This window comes from Microcoleus sp. FACHB-68 (assembly GCF_014695715.1).
Classification (GTDB): domain Bacteria; phylum Cyanobacteriota; class Cyanobacteriia; order Cyanobacteriales; family Oscillatoriaceae; genus FACHB-68.
This window is the reverse complement of sequence record NZ_JACJOT010000006.1, coordinates 107,362-129,468: the sequence shown is the minus strand read 5'-3', so window position 1 is coordinate 129,468 and position 22,107 is coordinate 107,362. Positions and strand designations below refer to the sequence as shown.

Genomic DNA, 22,107 nt, shown 5'->3' with positions numbered 1-22,107 from the left:
CATCGTTGTCTGAAAACATCAAGAAAATTATTCCAGAAGGCTGATAAGGTAGAGCCGGCAACCGACAGAAGACTTTTTGACGCTTGTTCAGAAGTTTTCAATCATTTAAAATTGATAACACTCTATTTTATGAAAGATGACAGATAGGCAGGAGAAAAGCACTCACAAAAGTTTGTCACACTCTCAAGGAGGACGCCGTTCCCTCTCCATTATTCAAGAAAAAAATAACCGCAATTAATTTCTCTCCCCTTATCCCCTCTCCTCGACTCCCCCTCTCTTTTTCCTCAATCCCAAGAAAGAGCAACCGGCAGGAATTAATATTACCCCTAGAAAAAGTATCAAACAGTAACTAAATCTGCGAAACTGGTAGAGCGGAAACGCACCGCAGATACAGACGCTGTTTGAACCTCGATGGATGCCAAAACTGCTCAGATATTAGATGGTAAAGCGCTCGCCCAGAAAATCCAAGCCGAACTGCGAGATCGCATCCAAACCCTACAAGCACAACGGGAACGCCCGCCGGGACTCGCCGTGGTCATGGTGGGAGATAATCCTGCTAGTGCAGCGTATGTCCGCAATAAAGAGCGTGCTTGTGAGAAAACCGGCATTGCTTCTTTAGGCAAACATTTGCCGGCACAAACCACCCAGACAGAATTAGAGCAATTAATTGAGCAGCTCAATCAAGATGAGCGCGTGGATGGAATTCTCGTACAACTGCCACTACCTGAACATCTGGACGCTGTGGCGGCACTGAATAAAATAGAACCCAAAAAAGATGCCGACGGACTCCACCCGGCTAATATGGGGCGACTGGTGCGGGGAGAAGCCGGTTTACGCAGTTGCACACCGGCAGGGGTGATGCGACTGCTGCAAGAATATGACATTGACCCAGCCGGCAAACACGCGGTAATTATCGGACGCAGCATTTTGGTAGGTAAACCAATGGCGCTGATGCTTTTAGAGGCAAATGCCACGGTTACGATTGCCCATTCACGAACGCCAGACTTAGCCGCAATCACTCGCAGCGCTGATATTCTAGTAGCGGCAACAGGACGCCCCGAAATGATTACAGCAGAGATGGTTAAACCGGGGGCGGTGGTGGTAGACGTGGGGATCAACAGCGTCAGTCAGGGTGCCGGCAAAAGTCGCTTAGTGGGAGATGTCCACTTTGAATCGGTTCAAACCGTAGCGCAGTTTCTGACGCCGGTGCCGGGTGGGGTTGGCCCGATGACGGTGGCGATGCTATTGTGCAACACCGTTTTCAGCTACAGCCAGGGTGGGGACGTTTAGATTTTAGAGCAATCCCAGCTCCAAAATTTAAAATCCAAAATTCGGGCATCCCCAAGCCACGTAGAATGATGAGAGGCTGAATTCAGCAGTGGTATCCAAAAGCACAAAGGTGATCGGGATGGTATCAATAAAGAACATTCATTCGCCTCAGCAGGAAGAGGAATCGACCTTTGACTTATCGGCCTATTTAGCAGGGCGACAAGTTCAGGTGGAAGCGGCGCTTGACCGTGCCATCCCCCTCACTTATCCTGAAAAAATTTATGAGGCAATGCGCTACTCCCTCTTAGCTGGGGGCAAGCGCCTGCGTCCAATTTTATGTCTAGCGACGTGTGAACTGGCCGGCGGCACGATGGAAATGGCCATGCCAACCGCCTGCGCCTTGGAAATGATCCACACCATGTCGTTGATTCACGACGACCTGCCGGCAATGGATAATGACGATTACCGCAGGGGCAAACTCACCAATCACAAGGTGTACGGCGAGGATATCGCAATTTTGGCAGGAGATGGCTTACTGGCTTATGCCTTTGAATTTGTTGCCGCCCAAACTCAGGGCGTTCCCGCCGAAAGAGTGTTACAGGTGATTGCTAAACTGGGCAATGCAGTTGGGGCTGCAGGATTGGTCGGGGGCCAAGTGGTGGATCTCGAATCTGAGGGCAAGCCGGATATTTCTTTGGAAACCCTCAACTTCATCCACACCCACAAAACGGGTGCGCTACTGGAAGCTTGTGTAGTTTGTGGGGCAATTTTGGCCGGATCGCCGGCTGAAGATTTGCAACGGTTGTCTCGCTATGCCCAGAATATTGGCTTGGCGTTTCAGATTGTCGATGACATTCTGGATATCACCGCCACCCAAGAAGCACTGGGCAAAACTGCCGGTAAAGACTTGCAAGCCCAAAAGGCAACTTATCCCAGCCTTTGGGGACTAGAAGAATCTGAACGCCAAGCCCGCCAACTCGTAGAAGCCGCGAAGGCAGAACTTGCAAGCTTTGGGCCAAAGGCTCAACCGCTTCAGGCAATCGCAGATTTCATTACCAACCGCAATCATTAAGCGAGAATGAAAAATTAAGAATTGAGAAAAAGCAATTTAATTTTTCATTCTTCATTCTTCATTCTTCATTCTTCATTCTTTACTCTTATGCAGGACTTTGGCCGTATTCTCGACAACCAGGTGCTGGTGGTTGCACTCACCGCCTGTCTGATCGCTCAAATATTAAAGGTGATCTTTGAATTGGTCACACATGGCAAGGTAAATCTGCGCGTCCTAGTAACCACCGGCGGAATGCCTAGCGCTCATTCGGCGCTGGTGACTGCCCTAGCTACCAGTGTCGGGCAGTCTGTGGGATGGGAAACACCTGAGTTTGCCGTTGCGGCAATTTTTGCGATTATCGTCATGTACGATGCAGCAGGCGTTCGCTTAGCTGCCGGCAAACAGGCACGCATCCTCAATCAAATTATTGATGAGCTGTTTCAAGAACACCCCAAGTTTAACGAAAACCGCCTGAAGGAATTGCTAGGGCACACTCCTGTTCAGGTGATCGTGGGTTCCACTCTCGGCGCTGCCATCTCTTGCTTAGCAGGGCCGGCTTATTAAGTTGTCCCCTTAAGAGGATATCTATGGGGGAGGGAGTGCTGAGTTCTGAGTGCTGAGTTCTGAGTGGGGGAGAGGAAGTGCCCCATGCCCCATGCCCCATGCCCAATGCCCCATGCCCCATGCCCAATCCCCAATGAGGAACTGCTGCAGTGTCCATACAAAAGACACTACAGCACTCTCCTAATGCTGCTTAAGATGCCGGTGTTAGGGATGCTAGGGGTTCTGGGATCGCCTCGGAAGGTGCTTGAAATTCGCCGGTATGTACAAATTCCAGGCGCAATTTTAACCAGGTAATAAACTGGGGATTGGTGGAAATGACCGCAACTGCCGGCTGTGGACATTTGGCTTTAACGGGTGCCATCGCCGGCGCTTCTAAAAATGCCGGCTCTTTGACTAGCCAAAAATCAATTTCTTTTTCCAGTTCTTTGTAGTGACGGTGACGCTCTTGGAGAACTTCTTCAAAGGGTTCTTCCTCTAACAAAAAGCGCTGGCTGGCTAGAACGAAGTAGTAAGTTTGCATCTCAAATTATTCCAGTTGTTGTCAGATGTGGCTGTTTGAGTTGAAATTTTAAATTCTGAATTCATTCAAAATTCAGAGATTTAAAATTCTCCCCGCATGGCTTGCTTCATCTCGCGGACGGCTCGCTCCATACCCACTAAAACAGCTCGACTGATAATTGTATGACCAATGTTGAGTTCTTCCATGCCTTCAATACCGGCAATGGGATAAACGTTCCAGTAGGTCAAACCGTGGCCGGCATTGACTCGCAAGCCGGCGGCGAGTGCTTGTTCGCAGCCTTGGGCTAACACCGCTAATTCTTTCTGCCGGCTCACTTCATCTGCTGCTTCAGCATAGCGACCCGTGTGCAGTTCAATAAATTTCGCCTTCACAATCGCCGATGCTGCTATCTGAACGGGATCAGCGTCAATAAACAAGCTAACCGGAATTCCCGCCCCTTGCAAAGTCCCCACAATCTCACCTAGGCGGTGCATTTGGCCGTTAATATCCAGCCCTCCCTCGGTGGTCACTTCTTCTCGGCGTTCCGGTACGAGGGTGACGTAGTCCGGTTGAATATCGAGTGCGATGGCCACCATTTCCGATGTCGCTGCCATTTCTAAATTCAAATGGGTGCGAACCGTCTGCCGCAGCAAGCGCACATCCCGATCTTGAATATGCCGCCGATCTTCTCGCAAATGCACGGTGATGCCATCAGCACCGGCAAGTTCTGCCAGCACCGCTGCGGCAACCGGATCTGGCTCAACCGTCCGCCGCGCCTGCCGGATCGTGGCAATGTGGTCAATGTTGACGCCAAGTGTAGGCAAGCTGAATCTCTCCCTCAAACCAGAGTTTTTCGCCTTTGATCTTACCTGAAATCGCTCCAGCCTCTTGATCCTACTAACCCCTGGTGCCAAAAGTGCTGATTTCAAACGGTTCGCGCCTGGGGGAAAGAGGCGCGAAACCGCTCAACACTCAGTAGCTATTCCCTGCATTTTGCTGAGCGTAGTTGAGGTTAGACTGATAGCTGGCTACCCTATCTTGAGCTGCTTGATAATTGGGGCTGGACTGGGGCACCTTTTTCATCAAGTCGATCGCTTGCTGCCACTGAGTCGCGACTTCGTTCCACTGAGCCTGAGTGCTAGCGGTTTGAGCCAGATTTGCCGCCCTAGTGGCGCTGTTAACTCCCTCGCGCCAGGGATCGGACTGCGCTGCCGGCGCGGGAGCAGGAGCTGCCGGCTTATTGGGTGTTGCTGTCGGTGCGCTTGCCGCCGGCTTATTGGGTGTTGCCGCCGGCACGGGAGTTACTGGTTTGTTCCCTGTCGCTGCCGGTGCTGCCGGCTTGGCTGGGGCTGCTGTCTCGGTGGCAGCCGGCTCTGAAGCCTCTTCCGCTTCATTTCCAAACAAACCGGGGATCGGCGGCTTGAGCACGGCAATTGCCCCAATTGCTGCAATAGCAACAAGTGCCGCAATGCCTCCTAGCAGCAGTCCTTTATTCATTGGACGCTTAGCCTTAGCCGGTGGGGTTTCTTCTTCTATTTCTTCCCCTTCTTCCTCAGTTTCGTAGCCATCGATATCGTCAATTCCTGCTGACTCAGGATATTCGTCATCCATTCCCGGTGAGTCTAGATCCTCGTAAGATTGAGTCTCCTCAATAGGCGGCATCACGTCTGAGTGGAATAGAGAAGCAGTCTCTAAGCCGAATTCATCGCTCCAAGCGGGAATATCTTGTCCGTTCTGATATCCGTCAATTCTGACACTGTGAATGGCTTCACTCTCCAACTTCGTCATTCCCTGATGGATGAAGGTAACAACGGCTTGTTGATTGGGCACTTGAGCCGCCTTCAGAATGATGTGTAAAAAACCATCTTCCTGCTCAGCTGAGGCGGTGATACCTTTGGGTTGAAGGGTGCGGTTGAGCAGGGCGGCGATGGCGTTCGGATCGCCCTGTTTAGCAAGTTCGAGGGGGTTAGACTTTGATGATGACATAGGTCGCAAGGGTAGGCGCACAGAAGTGGGTGAGTGTTCTTACCAATCAGAATACCCTCTATTTAACGGCTGCTTTGCTTGCTTGCGGTGTGCGTCATGCAGACGCCTGAGAGCTGAATGCAGGGGTAGCCGTGCTGAGGGGCGAACTAACCTCAAGCTTAGGGGCTAGTCTTTGCTTTTTGTTGGGCATATTCTAACTTGCGCTGATACTCCTTTACTTTTTGCTGGGCTAACTTGTGTTTGGGATCAGACACCGGCACCGCTTGCATCAACCTCAGTGCTTCCTGCCACTGAGTGGCAATTGATTTCCACTCTTGTTGCGTTTTAGCGGTTCGAGCTTGGTTGGAGGCGCGGGTGGCTTGGTTAACAGCTTGCTGTAAGAAATTTGCGGACTGCGACGCGGTTGCCGGTGCCGGCACAGATTGGGTTGGCAAAGACGGTTCTCGATTTAAGTTAAACAATAAAATTGCGCCGGCAACGATAAAAACTGGCAAAATAACCAGCATTTTCCCTTGCTTTGTATCTAACCAACTGGCAGGTTGCAGTTTTGCCAAAGCGCTCACTGATTGATCTACTTTATTCGTTGCTGGCTCAGCGATTTCCCAACCGGCAGCCGAGGTGGTGATCCCACCCCAATCTGGGGGCAACTTGGCCTGTGGCTTCAGGGCAATTTCTTCATAACATACGGGTGAACTTTCTCCAGGTAAATATACAGAAATCTTTACAGTTTTAATTGCAACTACTCCTAAATTTAAAATGACTTTGCGAATAAAAACGATTAAAACTTTTAAGTTGGGGACTTGATTTGCCTCAAAGATTACGTGCAAGCAATTCTCTTCTCTGGTTGCTTTTGCAGTCATTCCTCTGGGTTTTAGCCAACGATTCATCAAGGTTGCGAGCGCTTGGGCATTTTCTTGTTTGGCAATTTCTAGGGTATCCGGCGTTGATTTTGTCATAATAAAAAGTAATAATTGACGAAAAAGTTTTCAGTAATTTCACTCTTGAAGTGAAGCAAAACTTCCTGTAAGATGGGTGAGTTTTAGATAGCAGATCGTCCTTGGTTCTTTATCCTTCGCTTTTTGTCAAGGGCGTAAATGACGAATTGCAAATAACGAATGATACCCAGGACATCGCATAAAATCAGAGATAAATAGATGCTATCTAAACTGTATGGCAAATACTGGGAAATTGGCGATACCGGCCTAGAATCTAAAAAACGATGTCGGGTGCGTTCATTTGGCTCTAGCAGTTCGCCACACTCTAGAGTTCCCCAGCGCAACGAGGGTGCCGGCAGATGTGGCCTTTGCAACAATATTTAATGCAAATGGGCAAAAATTCGGAGGATGCCGGCACTCGCCAACAGACAACAATCTCAGCTTGCCGCCGGCATCTCCCCATCAAAAATTCAAAAAAGTATAAATTGAAGGAATCAAAACTGGAGACGCTGTTAAAATCCAGTTAACCTCTGTGCTGAAGCTCCATGACATGACCGAAACCGTTTTAGATGTTCGCAACCTGCAAGTCCTGTTTCAAACCGACGAGAAACTGCTCAAAGCCGTTGACGGCATTTCCTTTGAGGTCAAGCGAGGCCAAACCCTAGGGATTGTGGGCGAATCGGGTTCAGGTAAATCCGTGACGTCCCTCGCCGTCATGGGTTTAGTGCCGAGTCCACCGGGCAAAATTGCTGGTGGCGAAATTTGGTTTCGGGGGGTAACGCCGGCAGGGGAACTGCAAGAACCCGTGAATCTGCTACAGTTGCCGGCAGAAAAAATGCAGCAGTACAGAGGGGGTCAGCTAGCCACGATCTTCCAAGAACCGATGAGTGCACTTAATCCGGTGTATGACATCGGATTTCAGCTCACAGAAGCGATTCGGCTGCACCAAAATGTCTCGCCGGCACAGGCACGTCGTCTAGCTACTTCCTTGCTGCAAGAAGTGAAACTCCTCCCCAGCGATGAAGAATTGCGGCAGCGTTACCTAGAAACTCGCCAAACCTCCGATGAGCGAGAAATTCAGCAGCACATCAACGAGCAAAAACAAGCCATTCTCAAACGCTATCCCCACGAACTGTCCGGCGGCCAGATTCAGCGGGTAACGATTGCAATGGCTATTTCCTGCAATCCCACGTTGCTGATTGCCGATGAACCCACGACTGCTTTGGATGTGACGGTGCAAGCAACTATCTTGGCGCTGCTGCGGGAGTTACGGGATCAGCGGCAGATGACGATGATGTTTATCACCCACGATTTGAGCGTCATTGCCGAAGTTGCTGATTCGGTGGCGGTGATGTACCGGGGAAAAATAGTCGAGTACGGTTCGGTGTTAGAGATTTTCTCAAACCCGCAGCATCCTTATACCAAAGGGTTGCTGGCTTGCCGGCCCCAGTTAAACCGGCGGTTGCGCTATCTACCAACGGTTTCTGACTTTATGGAAGTTGTTACCACCGGCACCGGCGAAGTCGAGATTCGAGAAAAGACTCAAGGGAATGCCGGAGTTGGGACAGCGCTTCCGTACTTACCGGGTGAACAGAACCGTGCCGGTAGCACTCCTGTACCCCCAAGCGGTGCGCCGGTGCCATTGACGAATAGTGCCCCCCTGCTTGACATTGGCACAGAAGAAGCGCCGGTTAGGGGCACTACCTATGAGATTGCCGACGAATCGGAAGTAGAGCCGGTGGAGGTGAGTGAGGCGGAAATGGATCAACGGCTGGCAAAATTGCAGCAGCAAGCCCCCCTCGTCAGCATCCGCGACCTTCAAGTTGGCTTCCCGGTCAGGGGGATGTTCGGCCAAACCAAGCGCTATATGATGGCAGTGAATGGGGTTTCCTTTGATGTTTACCCCGGTGAAACCCTTGGTTTGGTAGGCGAGTCGGGTTGCGGCAAAACCACTTTGGCAAGAACCTTATTGCGGCTGATCGAACCGATGGGCGGTCAGATGATGTTTGAAGGACAAGATATTACCAGCCTTCAAGGGAATGCACTGCGCCGGCTGCGTCGGGAGATGCAAATTATTTTCCAAGATCCGTTTAGTTCTCTTAACCCGCGCATGAATATTGGCGACGCGGTGATGGAACCGTTAGTTATTCACGCTGCCGAGAAAAATGGCCGGCAGCAACGGGAACGCGCCGCCTATTTGTTAGAACGGGTGGGTTTGAATCCGGGGTTAATGAAGCGCTATCCCCATGAATTTTCGGGGGGACAACGGCAAAGAATTTCTATCGCTCGTGCTTTGGCTTTAAACCCTAAGTTTATTGTTTGTGATGAATCGGTTTCTGCTCTGGATGTGTCGGTGCAGGCACAAGTGCTGAATTTGTTAAAAGAGTTGCAGGGTGAGTTTGGTTTGACTTACATCTTTATTTCTCACGATTTAAGTGTGGTTAAATTTATGAGTGATCGCATTGTCGTGATGAATAAAGGGAAAATTGAAGAAGTTGGCTCATCTGAGCGACTTTATCGTGAACCGAAACAAGCTTACACACGCCAGCTCATTTCCTCGATTCCCACCGGCACCTTGGAGCGAATTCAGCAGCAGCAAGCGGCACGGGAAGAATTAAAAGTGAAGTAGGTTGGGTTGACGAAGGAAACCCAACGTTAGCTGATCTTCGTAGGTTGGGTTGACGAAGGAAACTAACCTACTTCCTTTAGCGTTAGATTTGGTTTGTCGTCAGGGATTTTGCCTCTGGTGTTGGGTTTCGCAAGGCTCAACCCAACCTACTTCCTTTAGCGTTAAAAATTAGCAATTATGATCTTAATTCTCTTGGCTAATCGCTTTTCTCTGATCGCGTGTTGCTAATAAAGCTCTCCACGCAAATACGGGTAAAACTAACATCCGCCGCCAGCGCCAAGGTTCTTGATAGAGCCGATAGAGCCATTCTAAGTGAAGATTTTGCATCCAAACCGGCGCACGAGTTTTGATGCCGGCCCAAATATCGAAACTGCCACCGACGCCGATCCAGGTTGCTTGGGGACACAGGTGCCGGTGTTGAGCGATCCAAAATTCCTGACGCGGAACACCTAAACCCACTAAAATTAAACGCGGCTGGAGCGTTTGCAGGGTTTGACACAGTTGTTGCTGTTCCTCTGGGGATAGATAACCGTGCTGCACTCCCACCAAGCTTAAGCCGGGAACTTGCCGGTGCCACAACTCGGCTGCTGTCTCAGCCACTCCCGGTGCACCGCCAAAGAAAAATACGGGACACTCATTTCCCATTTGTCCTGCCTGTCGCACAAGGGAATCTGCAAGTTCAATTCCGGGACAACGCTGTACGGGTTGGCCTTTCAGCCGCGAGTAAAGCACAATGCCGGCACCATCTGGAATCACCAGTTCCGCCTGATGAATCACATTTGCCAAGGCTGGATTCTCGGTTCCCTGGATGGTCATTTCCGCATTCAGCGTCACCACATGACATCCTAGCCCTTGATGCAAACGCGACGTCAACCAGTCTGGATAGTTATCTAGCAAATGAACCGGCAGTCCTAGTACCGAAAGTTGTTTTGGCACTTCTGACATTATCCACTCTCTCACAACCACACCTCATCAACCTATTATCTCGAAGGACGGGCTTTTAGCAAGGGGCGTCAGCAATTATTGATGCTTTGCTCTGTTGCTAAAAGCCTTATTTGCAATTGCTCTGTGTACTGCTCCATCCCCCATTTGTTTACAATTGCTTTGATACAGCCATCTGATGATTTCACCGGCACGACTTCGACTTTGCCGCTACTGCTGACTTTAAATTGGATACTTCTGAGGACTATCATTGTTTTTGCCGGCACTGATTAAGCATATTAAGGCTTAATGTCTGTTCAAAGTGAACGATTAAAAGATTTTTTTGCCAAGTCTTTAAAGAAGTTGCTTTTAATTTTAAACTTTTCTTAATCTTATTTCTATTTTCTCCAAAATCAGTTAAAGATAAGAAAGGGATGAGTCGGCTTTTGATGAAGATTTGGATAAACAACGGGCTAGCGCCGGCAGGCAGTCGTTTTTCATCCGTTCCGATGCCGGTGGGGTAAAAGACGGGTTTAGGAGAAAATTCAACGCTACCCGTTAGCCGAAGATCCGACAACTTTTTTTGCTGACAATGTTTACACACAAGAAATTCGCAAAGCTAAAGCTGAAGAGAATATCTTGCAAGCCTGTCCCTCAATTATTGATCAATCAGTTCAACCTGAGTGTGTTAAAGTCCGGAAATTGCCGGTGAATACTATGTCAAAAACAGCAACCCAACTGCAAGCCCGTCTTGATGATTACTATCACCAAATTACGACAGTGATCGTCGCCCGTCAGAATCCCATCACCGGCTTGCTGCCGGCTTCTACGGCAGTTAATGCTCATGGCGACTATACCGACGCCTGGGTGAGAGATAACGTTTACAGCATTTTAGCGGTTTGGGGATTAGCCCTGGCTTATCGCAAAATCGATGATTATTCTGGACGCAGTTTTGAACTTGAACACAGCGTTGTCAAACTCATGCGGGGATTGCTGTTTTGCATGATGCGGCAAGCTGACAAAGTTGAGCGATTTAAAGAAACGCAATCCCTATTAGATTGCTTGCACGCCAAATATAACACCGGCACGGGTGATGTTGTGGTGGGGGATAGAGAGTGGGGGCATTTGCAAGTAGATGCGACTTCGCTATTTTTATTAATGCTGGCGCAAATGACCGCTTCTGGGTTGGACATCATCTATAGTATTGATGAAGTTAATTTTATTCAAAATTTAGTTTATTACATTGGCAGAGCTTACCGGACGCCCGATTATGGAATTTGGGAACGAGGCAACAAAATAAATGTCGGCAATCCTGAATTAAATGCTAGTTCAATTGGCATGGCAAAAGCCGCCTTGGAAGCAATTAATGGTCTCAATCTTTTTGGGGTAAGGGGTTCTCAGGCATCGGTGATTCATGTGCTACCAGATGAAATTGCACGGGCGCGGATGACACTGGAATCGTTGTTACCTAGGGAATCACTATCCAAAGAAATTGATGCGGCTTTGTTAAGCATTATTAGTTTTCCGGCGTTTGCCGTAGAAAACGCTGATTTAATGAATCGCACGCGCACGGATATTATTAACAAACTTCAGGGAAAATACGGGTGCAAACGCTTTTTGCGAGATGGACATCAAACGGTCTTAGAAGATACGAAGCGCTTGCATTATGAACCCTGGGAGTTGAAACAATTTGAGCATATTGAAAGCGAGTGGCCGTTATTTTTTACCTACCTATTTTTAGATGGCTTATGCCGGGGAGATAGGGAACAAGCCAAGGAATATCAGGAACGTTTAGAATCTTTATTAGTGGAACGGGAAGGATTGCGACTGCTGCCAGAGTTGTATTATGTGCCGGCGGAAAATGTGGAAGCAGAAAGACAAAATCCTCAAAGCCAAACGCGCTTGCCAAATGAAAATCTTCCCCTGGTTTGGGCGCAGTCTTTGTTCATGCTTGGTCAGTTACTAAATGAAGGATTAATTGCCGTTGGAGATATCGATCCGCTGGGACGTTATTTGTGTGTAGGAAAGTACCGGCAGCCGATTGTGCAGATTGCTTTATTGGCAGAAAATGAGGAGTTAGGAGACAAATTAGCAACGCATGGAATTGCCACCCAAACACCGAAGCAAGTGGGACCCATTCAGGTGCGTCAGGCAACAGAACTTTCGGCAGCTTACACTCAAATCGGGCGTAATGATAAACTCAATCTTACTGGCAGACCTGTGCGCCGATTGCGAAGTCTCACAACTTCAAGAGTGTTTCGCATTAAAGGAGAAACGATTGCTTTCCTGCCGGCATTCTTAGATTTACAGCAGTTTTATATTACGCTGGATTATCACTTTTTGGTTGCCCAAATCAAAAGTGAACTAGCTTATGTTTATCGTCATTGGTATCAGTTAGGGCGACCCTTAATGACATTATTATTAACGGAAGCCATGCTGGAATCTGGGACGACAGCGCTGCTGGAACTCATGCAGGAACTGAAAGGAGGCGAGTGTAATGGGGTGCCGGTGAGGTTAGGGCAGTTAAATCAACTCATGCTAACAGCAGGAATTGAGCGTATTGATTTTCTGCATGATTTTGATTTTACCCAATCGCCGGTGAAAGATGCAGCGCCAAGCTGTTATTATTTAGCGTATCAACCGGGGAAAAATTGGCCGTTAAATCATACCCAAGAATTCACATTAGAAACGGAAACCAATTTAAGCTTATTGCTGAAAAGTTTGCGCGAATCTGAAAACTTATACGAACAAATTGAGTTATTGCACACCCTAACTCGCCGACAGGGATTAGAATTTGATACCGGCTTTGGAGGGCCAAATGATCGGGTAACTGTGGCAGATTTACTCAATGAAGTGTATTCCAAAGCCAGCCAAGGTTCGCAATCTGAAATCGCTTGGGCGGTGGTACGTCGCGCTGCCGGCTTGTTGAATAAGGTTGATATTAGTTTATCCGATTCGGTCACAGATATTTTAGTGCGACAGAAACAAATTGCGGTGGGTAGGGCGTACAGTGAAGCCTCTTTAATGACTCGTCCAAAGCCACACACGGAAATTATCGAGAAAATTGCCCTATTCTGTCGCGAAGATATTCGAGATCGCGTTCTTACTCAAGAAATTCTGATTTACTTGGGAATCTTAATTAAGTCGGAACCTGAATTATTTGATGGGTTACTGACGCTGCGCGTGGGATATTTTATCTTGTTGCTGACAAGCGAACTGGCGCAAGAATTAAGGGTGACTCAAGATGAAGCTTATGAGCGATTAATGCAATTAAGTCCCTTTGAAGTGAAGATGCGGCTGCGGCAGGTTTTGGCTGGATATGAGGGGATGAACCGGCTATTACAACAGCAAGAATCTTTGCACGTTAAACAGCAAGAGCAAGAAATTGAATGGGTGGTGATGCCGGCAGAGAATGACACCCAATTAGCAGCCGGCAACTGGCACCGGCATCGGCAAATGGACGGTTCACGGGGTCGTGTTCCCGAAGACTTTTTCAAGCGAATTTGGATTTTAATGAAGCATTGTAAAGGCTTGGTAATTGGGGATAAATTAGAGCGACGCAATCGCTTAGATAGCGAATTAATTCTCTCAGAAATGACACCTGGAGAAAAGAATTTTGCCCTCAAAGTCGAGCATTTGCTGAATAAAATTGAAGCGCCAGAATATCGGCAAGCGAATATTGAGACGCTGATGGAATTGGCGGCAATTGTCGAACGTAACCCGACTTTGCAAATTGAAGAATACATCGTTCTTGATGTTTTAATCGGTCATGCGGTGCGGCAAGCTTGGTTAGAAAGCTTTCCTGACAAGGCGGATCGATATGATGAGGATAAGGCATCGGCATGGCGGGCTTTTTATAACACGTCCCCAACTGAGTGTGCCGGTTCTATTGTTAAGGCATTCCGCTTCTTAACTCGATTTGGAGGCGGAATTGCCGGTTAGCCGAATTGATTAAATTTATAGGGAATGGGCAAAGTTACGATTGTTTCATTCCCTGTAATTAATCGTTTTATTTTTGCGAATAGTATCAAGAAAGGAGTTTGCCCTCACACCGGCAAAATTGTATTGATAAAAGCTTTTAATTTAGGGTATCCTTGAAAGGAATTATTGAATTACTTGCGCCGGCGCAACAAACCTAGCAAGCCACCTAACGAAAGCAAACCAACCGCTGTGGAAGGTTCAGGCACTTTGGCAGAGTTACTATAAATATCCTCATATATGGCTATTGTCAGTAAATCTTCTAATCGTTCCGAATCTGATATATCCGCAGCCATTAAAGTATTAGAAGTGGAAGTGGTTGTCGGATTGCCGGCAGTGGTAATTCCCGGTGATACCAATCCCTGACTCATCACATTTTGAATCCAGTTATTAAAAGATGAGACGCGAGTTGCCAGGGAGAAATCGCTATAATCACTCCACATGGAATTCCCGTTGCTGTTATAAACGACTGTGCTAACACCGGCAAGACGTCCATTTATAAACAGTCCCCCGCCGCTATCTCCTTGGGCGATGCTGTATTCTACATTTCGGGCATTTGAACCGGCAATTCGAGGATCGCTAAAATCCGAGATCAGTAAGTTGCTAGACCAATCCAAGACACTACCATTGGCGATTGTATTTTCCCCCGCACGTTTGGTGCCGGCAGTCCCTGCAATTTGGCCGGTTAAACCTGTCCCCCGGTTGCCAAACCCAACGTAAGTTCCTACTTGCAACGCTTCATTTGTGCCGGCGAACCGCGAAGCCGCAGTGACATTCGAGACATTACTACTGAGCTGCAAGAGTCCAATGTCAGCGCCGGCAGTTGGATTGCGATTGTTATTTAACCAGCCACTATATTTAACGCCACCGCGAACGGAATAACTGTTACCGCCAATAAAAAAACTCCCAGTTGTAACGTTTTGGGAATTTGCCGCTTGATCTTCCAGGCAGTGGGCGGCGGTGAGCAACCAATTTGAACCGATCAGCGTTCCCGAACAAGTCCAAGCGCTTGCAGGGCCTCTTAAAGACAGTCGGCCTACGCTGGGAAACAAGTTTGCCCGGGTTCGGTAGTCATTATCAGATCGGTCGTGACGAATCGTGCCGGCTTCAGCAATCGCGCTCATGCCGGCTGTAGCGACTGCGGCAGCAAGTGTTGAGGCGATTAGGCGATTAGTTTGCACAGCACCCATCTTAGGTTAATTTTTTTGGTGTTCTCTGTATTTACCGTAACATTGATTTTTCGGATGGCATTTAAAGCTTGTATAAAGTCTTCCGTAAGTTTTATTAATAATTGGTAAAGGCAGGGTTCTGCTTTGCTTACATCTGTTGAGGGATTAATTTTAAAAACCCTTGGTGTAAGCTTTTCAGGATGCCGGCTTCACAGATAAATCTGATGGATAAATGAAGCTCAATCTTCTATCTGGGAATTTTTGCAAGAAGTTAATTGTATAGGTTTATTGATCCCGTAGTCTTAAATCGGGCCGATTTTGCTTTATTTGCATATTTAATGCTTTTAGTCAATTGGTAACATTTACTTAGCCAGAAGCTAACTTGAGCCGGTTGCAGGAATCGGGATGATTTGGGCAGCGCAAGGCAACGGCAAAATTAGGGTTTTGTGCTATAAGTAATAGTTGGTTATCTATGAGTGCGTAGACAATTAATTAGAAATCAACTATAAAAAATTAATCTGGTTTACTATAAAAACATAAAACTTAAAACTTGTCAAATGGCGTGAAATCGTTAAAAAAATAAGAAAGATTTTCAATAAGATTTTACAAAATTTATAATAAAAGTTTAAATGTTAAATCGAGAAGGAAAAATTTAAAAGCAATTCTTATGTTTCAAGCGACTCGCCGGCGTTTAGCAATTTGGTATAGTGCCGTAACTGCTGTGCTGCTATTGCTATTTGCCACCGGCGTCTATCTTTACGTCCGCAGCACCTTGATTGAGCGGATTGATGACACCCTTAACCATGTGGTGGAAGTGGTGGAGCGGTCGCTTGTGATTGAACCCGTCGGGCCGGCAACCGCTGCGGCACCACAACTGCGAATCAATGTGGAAGCCAGTTTTCGAGACAATTCAGACGCATTAGAAGACGACCACATCGACCTGGAATGGTTCAGTCCCACCGGCGACTTGCTGTGGTCAACCCTGCCGGTGCGAATCAACATTCCCCTGCATCCCAACCGCACCGGCGAAACCGTACAACTCCCCGGCAGCCATCTATTGCGACAGGTGACGGAACGGGTAGAAATCGGGCGTCAAGTGCTGGGATACCTGCGCGTCAGTCATCCTTGGTTTGAGGTAACAAAACCGATCCGCCAGTTGCTCGTCGATCTCAGCTTAGGCACAAGTTTCATGGTGCTGGGTGTCGGCGGGATTGGCTGGTTGCTTTCCGGACTCGCAATGGAGCCGGTGCGGGAGTCTTACCAAAGGTTAAAGCAGTTCACCGCCGACGCCTCCCACGAACTGAGAAATCCCATCGCCACGATTCAAACCAATGTGCAAGTAGCGCTTTCAGACCCAGAGTTAAACTCGCCCCCCCACCGGCAGCAACTCCAGCTCATTGAAAGGCTAACGCGCCGGTTAGGGCGTCTGGTGGATGATTTACTATTTCTGGCAAGACAGGATAGCGGCATGGTGCAGCGCAGTTGGGTTGAGGTGCCGTTGGACGCGCTGCTGATGGAAGTGATGGAAGAACAGCAGGCAATTGCCACAGAAAAAGGCGTCACCCTTTCTCTAGACTTGCTCGATCCGCCTGCCCCACTTGCCGGCAACTTTGAACTGTCGAATCTCTTCACCCTCCAGGGAGACTGGGATCAGTTAGCGCGGCTATTTACCAATCTTGTCAGTAATGGGGTGCAATACACCCCTGCCGGCGGACAGGTGCGGGTGGAATTGCGTGCCGGTTCTCTCCTCTCCCGCAGCACCGGCAGCCATTTACAGATTATCGTCAGCGACACCGGCACCGGCATTCCCGAATACGCCTTGCCTCACCTCTTTGATCGCTTCTATCGAGTCGATCCTGCCCGTACACATGGGGCAACGGCAGGATCGGGGTTAGGGTTGGCAATCGCTCAAGCAATTGTGGAGAATCATCAAGGACACATTCGCGTTGAAAGTCAGTTGCAGCGCGGCACGACAGTTACCGTTACGCTGCCGGTGCCTAAACCGGATGAATTGTGGTTGAATGTTGAAAAATTATAGAAATTGGGGTTAGAAGCAAGAGGTTTTGCAATTTCAAGTCTTATCATCTATTTCCGATAAAATTTGTACAATTTTCGGTTTTAACTCTGGCAAATTCCGTTCAACCACATTCCAAACTTCATCTAAATCTATGCCGGTGTAGTCGTGAATCAGGACATCTCGAAATCCAGCGATTCTTCGCCAAGGAATTTCTGGATAAGTTTGCCTCAACTTGGGAGAAAGCCGCTTCACCGCTTCTCCTATCACTTCAAAGTTGCGAATCACTGCATCTTGAATTAAAGAAGATTGCCAAAATTCTGCTTTTCCCCCTTGAGTATAAGTCTCAATGCGACTGATGCGCTCACAGATATCTTGTAAATACATCCTGTCATCTGTCATAGGGGGATAGCTTGACTCAAAATTCGTTCTCGAAAATATTCCCGCAATCCCTTAACCGTTGCCACATCAACTTTCCGTCCTAACAAGTCTTCTAAATCTTGGATTAAACCAATCCGATCAAGTAAACTGCGATCACTATTCATGTCCACCAGAAAATCCACATCGCTATCCTCTCGTTCTTCGCCTGTGGCGACTGAGCCAAATATCCGCACGTTGGATGCTCCATGTTGAGCAGCGATTTGTAGAATCTCTTGCCGCTTTTGTTGCAGGAGTTCTCTAATTTTCATACTCTCAATCGTGGTATTATTGTCGGAGTGATTAAGCATAGTAATCTACAACACTTCCCATTAAAACTTTAATCGCATTTTGCAACCCCAAGTGATTACTCCAATTAAATAATCAGAAAAATCGGCTCCACCTTGTTTATAACGCTGTAGGGCTTAGTCAACAGTAGAACGACTTTCAAATTCAAAAGCCGCACTGTGTAACATTGCCTCTAAAGTCTGGATAATTTCATTTTTACTAAACCCGTAGTTTCCTCCTCTGAGAACCCACACTAATTCGCAGAGAACGATATTGGCAATAAACCCCGGCTGGTTTTCTTGAATGAGGTTAACCGCTTGTTGCCACTGCTGCTCATCATCTTTGGTGAGGTAGCGAACAAGGATATTGGTATCAAGTCCAATCATTGGCTCCCTCAGAAATAGCAATATCCATTTCTTCGAGGGTCGCTTTTTTGATACCAGGTCGGTGTAGGATTCCTGATAGTTCTTCGACAGGAACATTTAGGGGAAAGAGTTTAACTTGCCCGTCTTCATCAATGATGAAGCTGATTTTACTGCCGTTAACCAGTTTCAGGCGATCGCGGATTTCTTGAGGAAGGGTAATTTGTCCGGTGTCCGAGACAGTGGCACTGAGCATAGCGGGAATTGTGGTAAGTAGGGTTTTTCCCATATTCTAGCGCGAGAGTTGGGCTGCCCAGAAACCAGGTTGCTTAATCAAATCTCAGTTAAGCTGATACGCAGCTTTATTTATATTTTTATAATAAGCTAAATTAGCAGTCTTTAAAATATATACCAGCCTCAAATCATCTATATCTTTAAATTTTATTAAAAAATTAACTATTATCCCAAAAAAAAGATAGCAATTCGGGCAATAAATTACTGAGCATTTATCACCCGAATGCTTTGCCTTTACAAAATTGGGATGCTCATCCACAATCTAAAAACTAAAAGGGTACTTATACTGCAAGACTTGTCTGAGCAGTGCAAGCCGCACACCCACACCGAAGCTGATCTTTGATTGAATCACCGGCACCTGAATTTCCGATCAGTACCGCATCTGAGAATTCCCCATGATTTAGCCAAGCTTGAGCGATGCTACCGCGCACCGAGTTAAGTGACTTTGCCGCAGCTAAAGTATTTACGCCACGGTTGGGTTTGGCCGTGTTTAAGTTAAGCTGATGCGTAGACGTTGCAACAAAGCTGCCGGTGTCGTAAGCAGCTAAGCGGGGTTGTGCTAACCCAACAAATAAAGCAATAGCAGCGGTTAAGACGAAAGCCAGACAAGAAGAGAGGATTGCTCGTTTCATACTGATAAACTAGAAGGACAATTTGACTTAACTGCAATAGCCACCGGCAGACAATTTCCCTAAATTTATGCCGGCATTAATCTCTGAGAATCGCTTCGCTGACAGAGAGTTCCCGATTTTTAACACACCTGCTATTATAATCGATACTAACGCTGGCTTGAATGGAAGGAATGCCGGTAGATCCCAATCCAACAGCAATATCAGCAAAATTGCTGAATTCTTAGAAATTAAATTCAGTGGTTTTGTCAGTCAAGTTGTCGGTTTTCAAACAAGTCTTTTTTTAAATCCAAAACTTTGGGCTTCTCATAAGGCTTTCTCAGTTCCTGAGATAGCCACTTGGCAAACTCCGCTTCAAACTCAAAAGCCTCCCGTTCCATGATATTGTGCCGATAGCTTTGTCCTGCTCGCTCGTATTCCTTAAAATATTCATAACCAAATTCATTTAAACTGCCCAAATTTTCATATTGCTTAACGTGAACCAGCTCGTGGGCGAGGAGAATTAATTGCTTAACGTTCCCTCTTTTATAGGCAGATTTTACATAAATTTTATCTCCATAAACTTGAGCGTTAGACTTACCAAAATTTAATCTTAAACTCGCAGCCGCCCATTCATCCAGTAGCGTGGCATTATAAATAACATCTACTCTATCAACCAAATCTCCGAAATGGGGACGCAAGTATTCCTTCTGAATTTCATCTAAGGGTTGACCTTTTCCATTATTTGCTGTCATCCATTGGGCTGCCGCCTGATATCCGCCGGCACCCACCTTTCCCCAAGCTGCCTCGGAATACTTTTTGGGGACTTTTCCTTTACCCAATTTTACGGCAAGAGTTTCAGAAGAATATTCAATATCAATTGAATTATGAGCTAAAGGATAATAAATCCCCAAAACAAAAATCGCTAAGCTGAGCAACGCTCCGCCAATGCCAATTTTTTCAGATAGTTTCATAATTTAATCGCTCAATCCCTTCTCTATTTATTCTTTAAAATATTTTCCATTTCGTCAAAAATTTATATATCTTAAAATTTAAATATTCACAGTAAATTTACTTAATTTAAAGTTAATAAACGGTTAAATTACATTTTTATACTGCTCCCGTACTCAACTTTCCGCTTACCGGCGCATTATTGCCGGTCTTGAGCGCTTCAAAAAAGCAGCGCTATCAAGTCTGGGCGTTAAAACCGGCTATTTCCCCCTAATATTCGTACTGCATTAATATGCAATTTAGATGTGGACAAGTAGAAGCTTGACTGGACTAGTGCCCACTGTCAGGGCAAACTTGAAGGCACAGCAGCCTCAAGCAGACACATCCATAACGCTCAGCTTGCTCGCACCAAAATTGGCGACGCTCATTGAGCATCGCCGGTTCCAAGGCTATTCAATAACCGCAGATTGATAGGATAAACCTTGCAGCCGGCTCATCTAAAAACCGGCAGCCAGACTTTTATCCCCCTTCAAGCCTTAATCGCAGAGGTTTGCCCAAATTCAGCGGGAAGGGTATCGAGATATATCTCTCGAATATCCACCGGCAACTCTTTTTCTAGCAGGTGGTAGCCTTCTTTAAGCACCCGTTTAATCTCAGCGGGTGTAATTTCGTCGCCCTCAGCTTGCAAATAGCCGGCAATACGGGTTTCACTCCACTGGAAAGTCTCAGCCATTAAAACCACCACCCGGACCAAAGCCGGTAGCAATTCCAGCGCTTGTTGGATATAACACCATAACGGTGGGGATGCCGCCTGCAGCGAATAATGGATCGACTCAACCGGCGGCAACTCCACCGAGTTAACGCACAACGCCGTCATGTTAATCAACCAATTTTGTAGCGTCAAAGCCGGCTCATTCGCGCCATTTTCTTGATTTTCGCGCAAATCCAGACCCCGCAATTCATAATAAATATGCCGCCAAGTCAAGGCAAACAGATAATCCGCCTGCACAGGCGACTTGCAAGCGTGGGAAATCAGGCTATAGACAATTGGACTGTAGCGGCAGAAAATTGCTGTAAAATACTTGCCCTGCTCAGGATGGCGCTGAAACAGCGTCAGCAACTCCCCATCCGAGTGATGAAACAGGGACTTGACAAGAGGATGATTGCTTTCAGAAAAATTAGGCGGTTGCACAGTTTCTACCCACCAACAGCGATTTCTAAATAAATATATCCAGTGTTTCCCACAATTACAAACTGCCTCGCTGCCAAAAAAACAGAAAAATCCCTGTTGCGCCTCCACTTTGCGCGGCTTTCCTGGGGAAGCGCTGCCGCAGCTGAAAACTCATCGAGACGCAACCAGATCGATGCAGCCTTGATAAAATTATTAACAATGCTATCGTTTTGTCCTATAAAATCCCAGACAGCAGACCGGCTGCCGATTGATACCGCTGAGTGTTGTTCATCCCTTCTTGGTTCATGATTCTAACCTTTAGTATTACTCCTACCTTGAGTGCCTTTTTGCCATCCCTGCCCCTGGATAGCCTGTTATCCACCCAGGGGATCATGGTGATGCTGCTGGCTGCCTATGCCGGGGCGATGTGGATGTTTCTCACCAGCGCCCCAAAAGTTCACACCATCATGGTGTCCGATCTGGAAGTCGCGCGACAGTTTTATGAAGGTTTGCTAGATCTGCCGGTGGCAGATGTGCCCCTGCACTATTACTACAACTACGAGCAAACCCTCGGTGCCACCGGCATCGATCCCCTGTATATGTCCACCAATATGGGAGCAACCACCACAAAAAACCTTGATACTCCGGATGGATTGTGGTATCAAATGCAAAAAAATACCCAATTGCACGTCATCTCAGGGGCGAGTATCGGTCAAAAAAACCGGCAGCGTCATGTCTGTTTTGACAGCGACTGTTTGGAACTGGTGCTAATGCGCGTCCAGACACGAGGCATTAAATACAAAATTCGTCGGGAAAAGCCGCTGAATTTTTTGGTCAAGGATCTTGAAGGTCGCGTGCTTGAGATATCTGAAGTCTCTAATTAAAAAACTGAGACTTTCCAACTTTCCCTATCACCTATTTTCAATACCCTATCAAGGCTGCAACCTTTACTCGTTAAGGGTTGCAGTCAAACTTTTTAGGAAAAAAAACAACAGAATTCA

General features: G+C 47.1%; 24 protein-coding genes. 8 read left to right on the top strand and 16 right to left on the bottom strand.

What is annotated here, in order from left to right; genetic code table 11:
• Positions 1 to 411: 411 nt before the first annotated feature.
• The 3 genes from folD (at position 412) to H6F73_RS05155 (ending at position 2,884) form a co-directional block, all read left to right on the top strand.
• Positions 412 to 1,290: a bifunctional methylenetetrahydrofolate dehydrogenase/methenyltetrahydrofolate cyclohydrolase FolD gene (gene folD, locus H6F73_RS05165; RefSeq protein WP_190757737.1), complete on the top strand. Its 879-nt coding sequence runs from the start codon at positions 412 to 414 to the stop codon at positions 1,288 to 1,290.
• Between the two features lie 118 nt (positions 1,291 to 1,408).
• On the top strand, positions 1,409 to 2,341 hold the full coding sequence (crtE, locus tag H6F73_RS05160) for a geranylgeranyl diphosphate synthase CrtE (protein ID WP_190757736.1): 933 nt from the start codon (positions 1,409 to 1,411) through the stop codon (positions 2,339 to 2,341).
• 87 nt (positions 2,342 to 2,428) lie between these two features.
• Positions 2,429 to 2,884 (top strand): divergent PAP2 family protein, encoded by a 456-nt coding sequence (locus H6F73_RS05155; protein WP_190757735.1) that lies wholly within the window; start codon positions 2,429 to 2,431, stop codon positions 2,882 to 2,884.
• A gap of 21 nt (positions 2,885 to 2,905) precedes the next feature.
• Here H6F73_RS05155 and H6F73_RS05150 read toward each other — a convergent pair whose 3' ends face one another.
• From H6F73_RS05150 to H6F73_RS05130, 5 genes are all read right to left on the bottom strand, one after another.
• Positions 2,906 to 3,052 carry a hypothetical protein gene (locus tag H6F73_RS05150; protein ID WP_190758384.1) on the bottom strand — a complete coding sequence of 49 codons (147 nt, stop codon included), beginning with the start codon at positions 3,050 to 3,052 and terminating at the stop codon, positions 2,906 to 2,908.
• Positions 3,053 to 3,074: 22 nt separating this feature from the next.
• Complete coding sequence (locus tag H6F73_RS05145; RefSeq protein ID WP_190757734.1) at positions 3,075 to 3,404, bottom strand: MgPME-cyclase complex family protein; 330 nt, start codon at positions 3,402 to 3,404, stop codon at positions 3,075 to 3,077.
• Positions 3,405 to 3,484: 80 nt separating this feature from the next.
• Positions 3,485 to 4,207, bottom strand: coding sequence for a pyridoxine 5'-phosphate synthase (locus tag H6F73_RS05140; RefSeq protein ID WP_190667231.1), 723 nt, complete (start codon positions 4,205 to 4,207; stop codon positions 3,485 to 3,487).
• A 148-nt stretch (positions 4,208 to 4,355) separates the two neighbouring features.
• Positions 4,356 to 5,369 carry a hypothetical protein gene (locus H6F73_RS26875; protein ID WP_190757733.1) on the bottom strand — a complete coding sequence of 338 codons (1,014 nt, stop codon included), beginning with the start codon at positions 5,367 to 5,369 and terminating at the stop codon, positions 4,356 to 4,358.
• A 158-nt stretch (positions 5,370 to 5,527) separates the two neighbouring features.
• Complete coding sequence (locus H6F73_RS05130; RefSeq protein ID WP_190757732.1) at positions 5,528 to 6,325, bottom strand: hypothetical protein; 798 nt, start codon at positions 6,323 to 6,325, stop codon at positions 5,528 to 5,530.
• A 198-nt stretch (positions 6,326 to 6,523) separates the two neighbouring features.
• Between H6F73_RS05130 and H6F73_RS05125 the strand changes: the two genes are divergently transcribed.
• Positions 6,524 to 6,688, top strand: a complete 165-nt coding sequence (locus tag H6F73_RS05125; protein ID WP_190757731.1) for a hypothetical protein — start codon at positions 6,524 to 6,526, stop codon at positions 6,686 to 6,688.
• A 166-nt stretch (positions 6,689 to 6,854) separates the two neighbouring features.
• Positions 6,855 to 8,933, top strand: a complete 2,079-nt coding sequence (locus H6F73_RS05120; protein WP_190757730.1) for an ABC transporter ATP-binding protein — start codon at positions 6,855 to 6,857, stop codon at positions 8,931 to 8,933.
• Positions 8,934 to 9,116: 183 nt separating this feature from the next.
• Here the strand turns inward: H6F73_RS05120 and H6F73_RS05115 are convergent, their stop codons facing one another.
• From H6F73_RS05115 to H6F73_RS05105, 3 genes are all read right to left on the bottom strand, one after another.
• The gene (locus H6F73_RS05115; RefSeq protein WP_190757729.1) at positions 9,117 to 9,878 is read right to left on the bottom strand and encodes a WecB/TagA/CpsF family glycosyltransferase; all 762 of its coding nucleotides are present in this window, start codon (positions 9,876 to 9,878) and stop codon (positions 9,117 to 9,119) included.
• Between the two features lie 68 nt (positions 9,879 to 9,946).
• Complete coding sequence (locus tag H6F73_RS05110) at positions 9,947 to 10,126, bottom strand: hypothetical protein (protein ID WP_190757728.1); 180 nt, start codon at positions 10,124 to 10,126, stop codon at positions 9,947 to 9,949.
• Positions 10,123 to 10,431, bottom strand: coding sequence for a hypothetical protein (locus H6F73_RS05105; protein WP_190757727.1), 309 nt, complete (start codon positions 10,429 to 10,431; stop codon positions 10,123 to 10,125). The genes H6F73_RS05110 and H6F73_RS05105 overlap by 4 nt, the downstream gene beginning before the upstream one ends.
• A 140-nt stretch (positions 10,432 to 10,571) precedes the next feature.
• Here H6F73_RS05105 and H6F73_RS05100 point away from each other — a divergent pair, with 140 nt between their 5' ends.
• Positions 10,572 to 13,796, top strand: a complete 3,225-nt coding sequence (locus tag H6F73_RS05100) for a glycoside hydrolase family 15 protein (RefSeq protein WP_190757726.1) — start codon at positions 10,572 to 10,574, stop codon at positions 13,794 to 13,796.
• 170 nt (positions 13,797 to 13,966) lie between these two features.
• Here the strand turns inward: H6F73_RS05100 and H6F73_RS05095 are convergent, their stop codons facing one another.
• Positions 13,967 to 15,013 carry a S1 family peptidase gene (locus H6F73_RS05095; protein ID WP_190757725.1) on the bottom strand — a complete coding sequence of 349 codons (1,047 nt, stop codon included), beginning with the start codon at positions 15,011 to 15,013 and terminating at the stop codon, positions 13,967 to 13,969.
• A gap of 655 nt (positions 15,014 to 15,668) precedes the next feature.
• Between H6F73_RS05095 and H6F73_RS05090 the strand changes: the two genes are divergently transcribed.
• The gene (locus H6F73_RS05090) at positions 15,669 to 17,039 is read left to right on the top strand and encodes an ATP-binding protein (RefSeq protein ID WP_190757724.1); all 1,371 of its coding nucleotides are present in this window, start codon (positions 15,669 to 15,671) and stop codon (positions 17,037 to 17,039) included.
• Positions 17,040 to 17,072: 33 nt separating this feature from the next.
• Here the strand turns inward: H6F73_RS05090 and H6F73_RS05085 are convergent, their stop codons facing one another.
• From H6F73_RS05085 to H6F73_RS05055, 7 genes are all read right to left on the bottom strand, one after another.
• Positions 17,073 to 17,417: a DUF86 domain-containing protein gene (locus tag H6F73_RS05085; protein WP_190757723.1), complete on the bottom strand. Its 345-nt coding sequence runs from the start codon at positions 17,415 to 17,417 to the stop codon at positions 17,073 to 17,075.
• Positions 17,414 to 17,704: a nucleotidyltransferase family protein gene (locus H6F73_RS05080; protein WP_190758315.1), complete on the bottom strand. Its 291-nt coding sequence runs from the start codon at positions 17,702 to 17,704 to the stop codon at positions 17,414 to 17,416. The genes H6F73_RS05085 and H6F73_RS05080 overlap by 4 nt, the downstream gene beginning before the upstream one ends.
• A 153-nt stretch (positions 17,705 to 17,857) precedes the next feature.
• A complete protein-coding gene (locus H6F73_RS05075) occupies positions 17,858 to 18,106 on the bottom strand; it encodes a type II toxin-antitoxin system VapC family toxin (protein ID WP_199330429.1) in 249 nt (82 codons plus the stop codon).
• Positions 18,093 to 18,371: an AbrB/MazE/SpoVT family DNA-binding domain-containing protein gene (locus tag H6F73_RS05070; RefSeq protein WP_242072340.1), complete on the bottom strand. Its 279-nt coding sequence runs from the start codon at positions 18,369 to 18,371 to the stop codon at positions 18,093 to 18,095. The genes H6F73_RS05075 and H6F73_RS05070 overlap by 14 nt, the downstream gene beginning before the upstream one ends.
• A 286-nt stretch (positions 18,372 to 18,657) precedes the next feature.
• Positions 18,658 to 19,008, bottom strand: a complete 351-nt coding sequence (locus H6F73_RS05065; RefSeq protein WP_190757722.1) for a hypothetical protein — start codon at positions 19,006 to 19,008, stop codon at positions 18,658 to 18,660.
• 245 nt (positions 19,009 to 19,253) lie between these two features.
• On the bottom strand, positions 19,254 to 19,958 hold the full coding sequence (locus tag H6F73_RS05060; RefSeq protein ID WP_190757721.1) for a DUF4157 domain-containing protein: 705 nt from the start codon (positions 19,956 to 19,958) through the stop codon (positions 19,254 to 19,256).
• A 506-nt stretch (positions 19,959 to 20,464) separates the two neighbouring features.
• On the bottom strand, positions 20,465 to 21,127 hold the full coding sequence (locus tag H6F73_RS05055; RefSeq protein WP_190757720.1) for a sigma-70 family RNA polymerase sigma factor: 663 nt from the start codon (positions 21,125 to 21,127) through the stop codon (positions 20,465 to 20,467).
• Positions 21,128 to 21,411: 284 nt separating this feature from the next.
• Between H6F73_RS05055 and H6F73_RS05050 the strand changes: the two genes are divergently transcribed.
• A complete protein-coding gene (locus tag H6F73_RS05050; protein ID WP_190757719.1) occupies positions 21,412 to 21,990 on the top strand; it encodes a glyoxalase-like domain protein in 579 nt (192 codons plus the stop codon).
• Positions 21,991 to 22,107: the final 117 nt, after the last annotated feature.

Excerpts from the sequence above, each read along its gene's own strand:
- folD (WP_190757737.1), top strand. The coding sequence starts at position 412 with ATGGATGCCAAAACTGCTCAGATATTAGATGGTAAAGCGCTCGCCCAG.
- crtE (WP_190757736.1), top strand. The coding sequence starts at position 1,409 with ATGGTATCAATAAAGAACATTCATTCGCCTCAGCAGGAAGAGGAATCG.
- H6F73_RS05155 (WP_190757735.1), top strand. The coding sequence starts at position 2,429 with ATGCAGGACTTTGGCCGTATTCTCGACAACCAGGTGCTGGTGGTTGCA.
- H6F73_RS05145 (WP_190757734.1), bottom strand. The coding sequence starts at position 3,404 with ATGCAAACTTACTACTTCGTTCTAGCCAGCCAGCGCTTTTTGTTAGAG.
- H6F73_RS26875 (WP_190757733.1), bottom strand. The coding sequence starts at position 5,369 with ATGTCATCATCAAAGTCTAACCCCCTCGAACTTGCTAAACAGGGCGAT.
- H6F73_RS05130 (WP_190757732.1), bottom strand. The coding sequence starts at position 6,325 with ATGACAAAATCAACGCCGGATACCCTAGAAATTGCCAAACAAGAAAAT.
- H6F73_RS05125 (WP_190757731.1), top strand. The coding sequence starts at position 6,524 with ATGCTATCTAAACTGTATGGCAAATACTGGGAAATTGGCGATACCGGC.
- H6F73_RS05120 (WP_190757730.1), top strand. The coding sequence starts at position 6,855 with ATGACCGAAACCGTTTTAGATGTTCGCAACCTGCAAGTCCTGTTTCAA.
- H6F73_RS05115 (WP_190757729.1), bottom strand. The coding sequence starts at position 9,878 with ATGTCAGAAGTGCCAAAACAACTTTCGGTACTAGGACTGCCGGTTCAT.
- H6F73_RS05110 (WP_190757728.1), bottom strand. The coding sequence starts at position 10,126 with ATGATAGTCCTCAGAAGTATCCAATTTAAAGTCAGCAGTAGCGGCAAA.
- H6F73_RS05100 (WP_190757726.1), top strand. The coding sequence starts at position 10,572 with ATGTCAAAAACAGCAACCCAACTGCAAGCCCGTCTTGATGATTACTAT.
- H6F73_RS05090 (WP_190757724.1), top strand. The coding sequence starts at position 15,669 with ATGTTTCAAGCGACTCGCCGGCGTTTAGCAATTTGGTATAGTGCCGTA.
- H6F73_RS05085 (WP_190757723.1), bottom strand. The coding sequence starts at position 17,417 with ATGACAGATGACAGGATGTATTTACAAGATATCTGTGAGCGCATCAGT.
- H6F73_RS05080 (WP_190758315.1), bottom strand. The coding sequence starts at position 17,704 with ATGAAAATTAGAGAACTCCTGCAACAAAAGCGGCAAGAGATTCTACAA.
- H6F73_RS05075 (WP_199330429.1), bottom strand. The coding sequence starts at position 18,106 with ATGATTGGACTTGATACCAATATCCTTGTTCGCTACCTCACCAAAGAT.
- H6F73_RS05070 (WP_242072340.1), bottom strand. The coding sequence starts at position 18,371 with ATGGGAAAAACCCTACTTACCACAATTCCCGCTATGCTCAGTGCCACT.
- H6F73_RS05065 (WP_190757722.1), bottom strand. The coding sequence starts at position 19,008 with ATGAAACGAGCAATCCTCTCTTCTTGTCTGGCTTTCGTCTTAACCGCT.
- H6F73_RS05060 (WP_190757721.1), bottom strand. The coding sequence starts at position 19,958 with ATGAAACTATCTGAAAAAATTGGCATTGGCGGAGCGTTGCTCAGCTTA.
- H6F73_RS05050 (WP_190757719.1), top strand. The coding sequence starts at position 21,412 with ATGATTCTAACCTTTAGTATTACTCCTACCTTGAGTGCCTTTTTGCCA.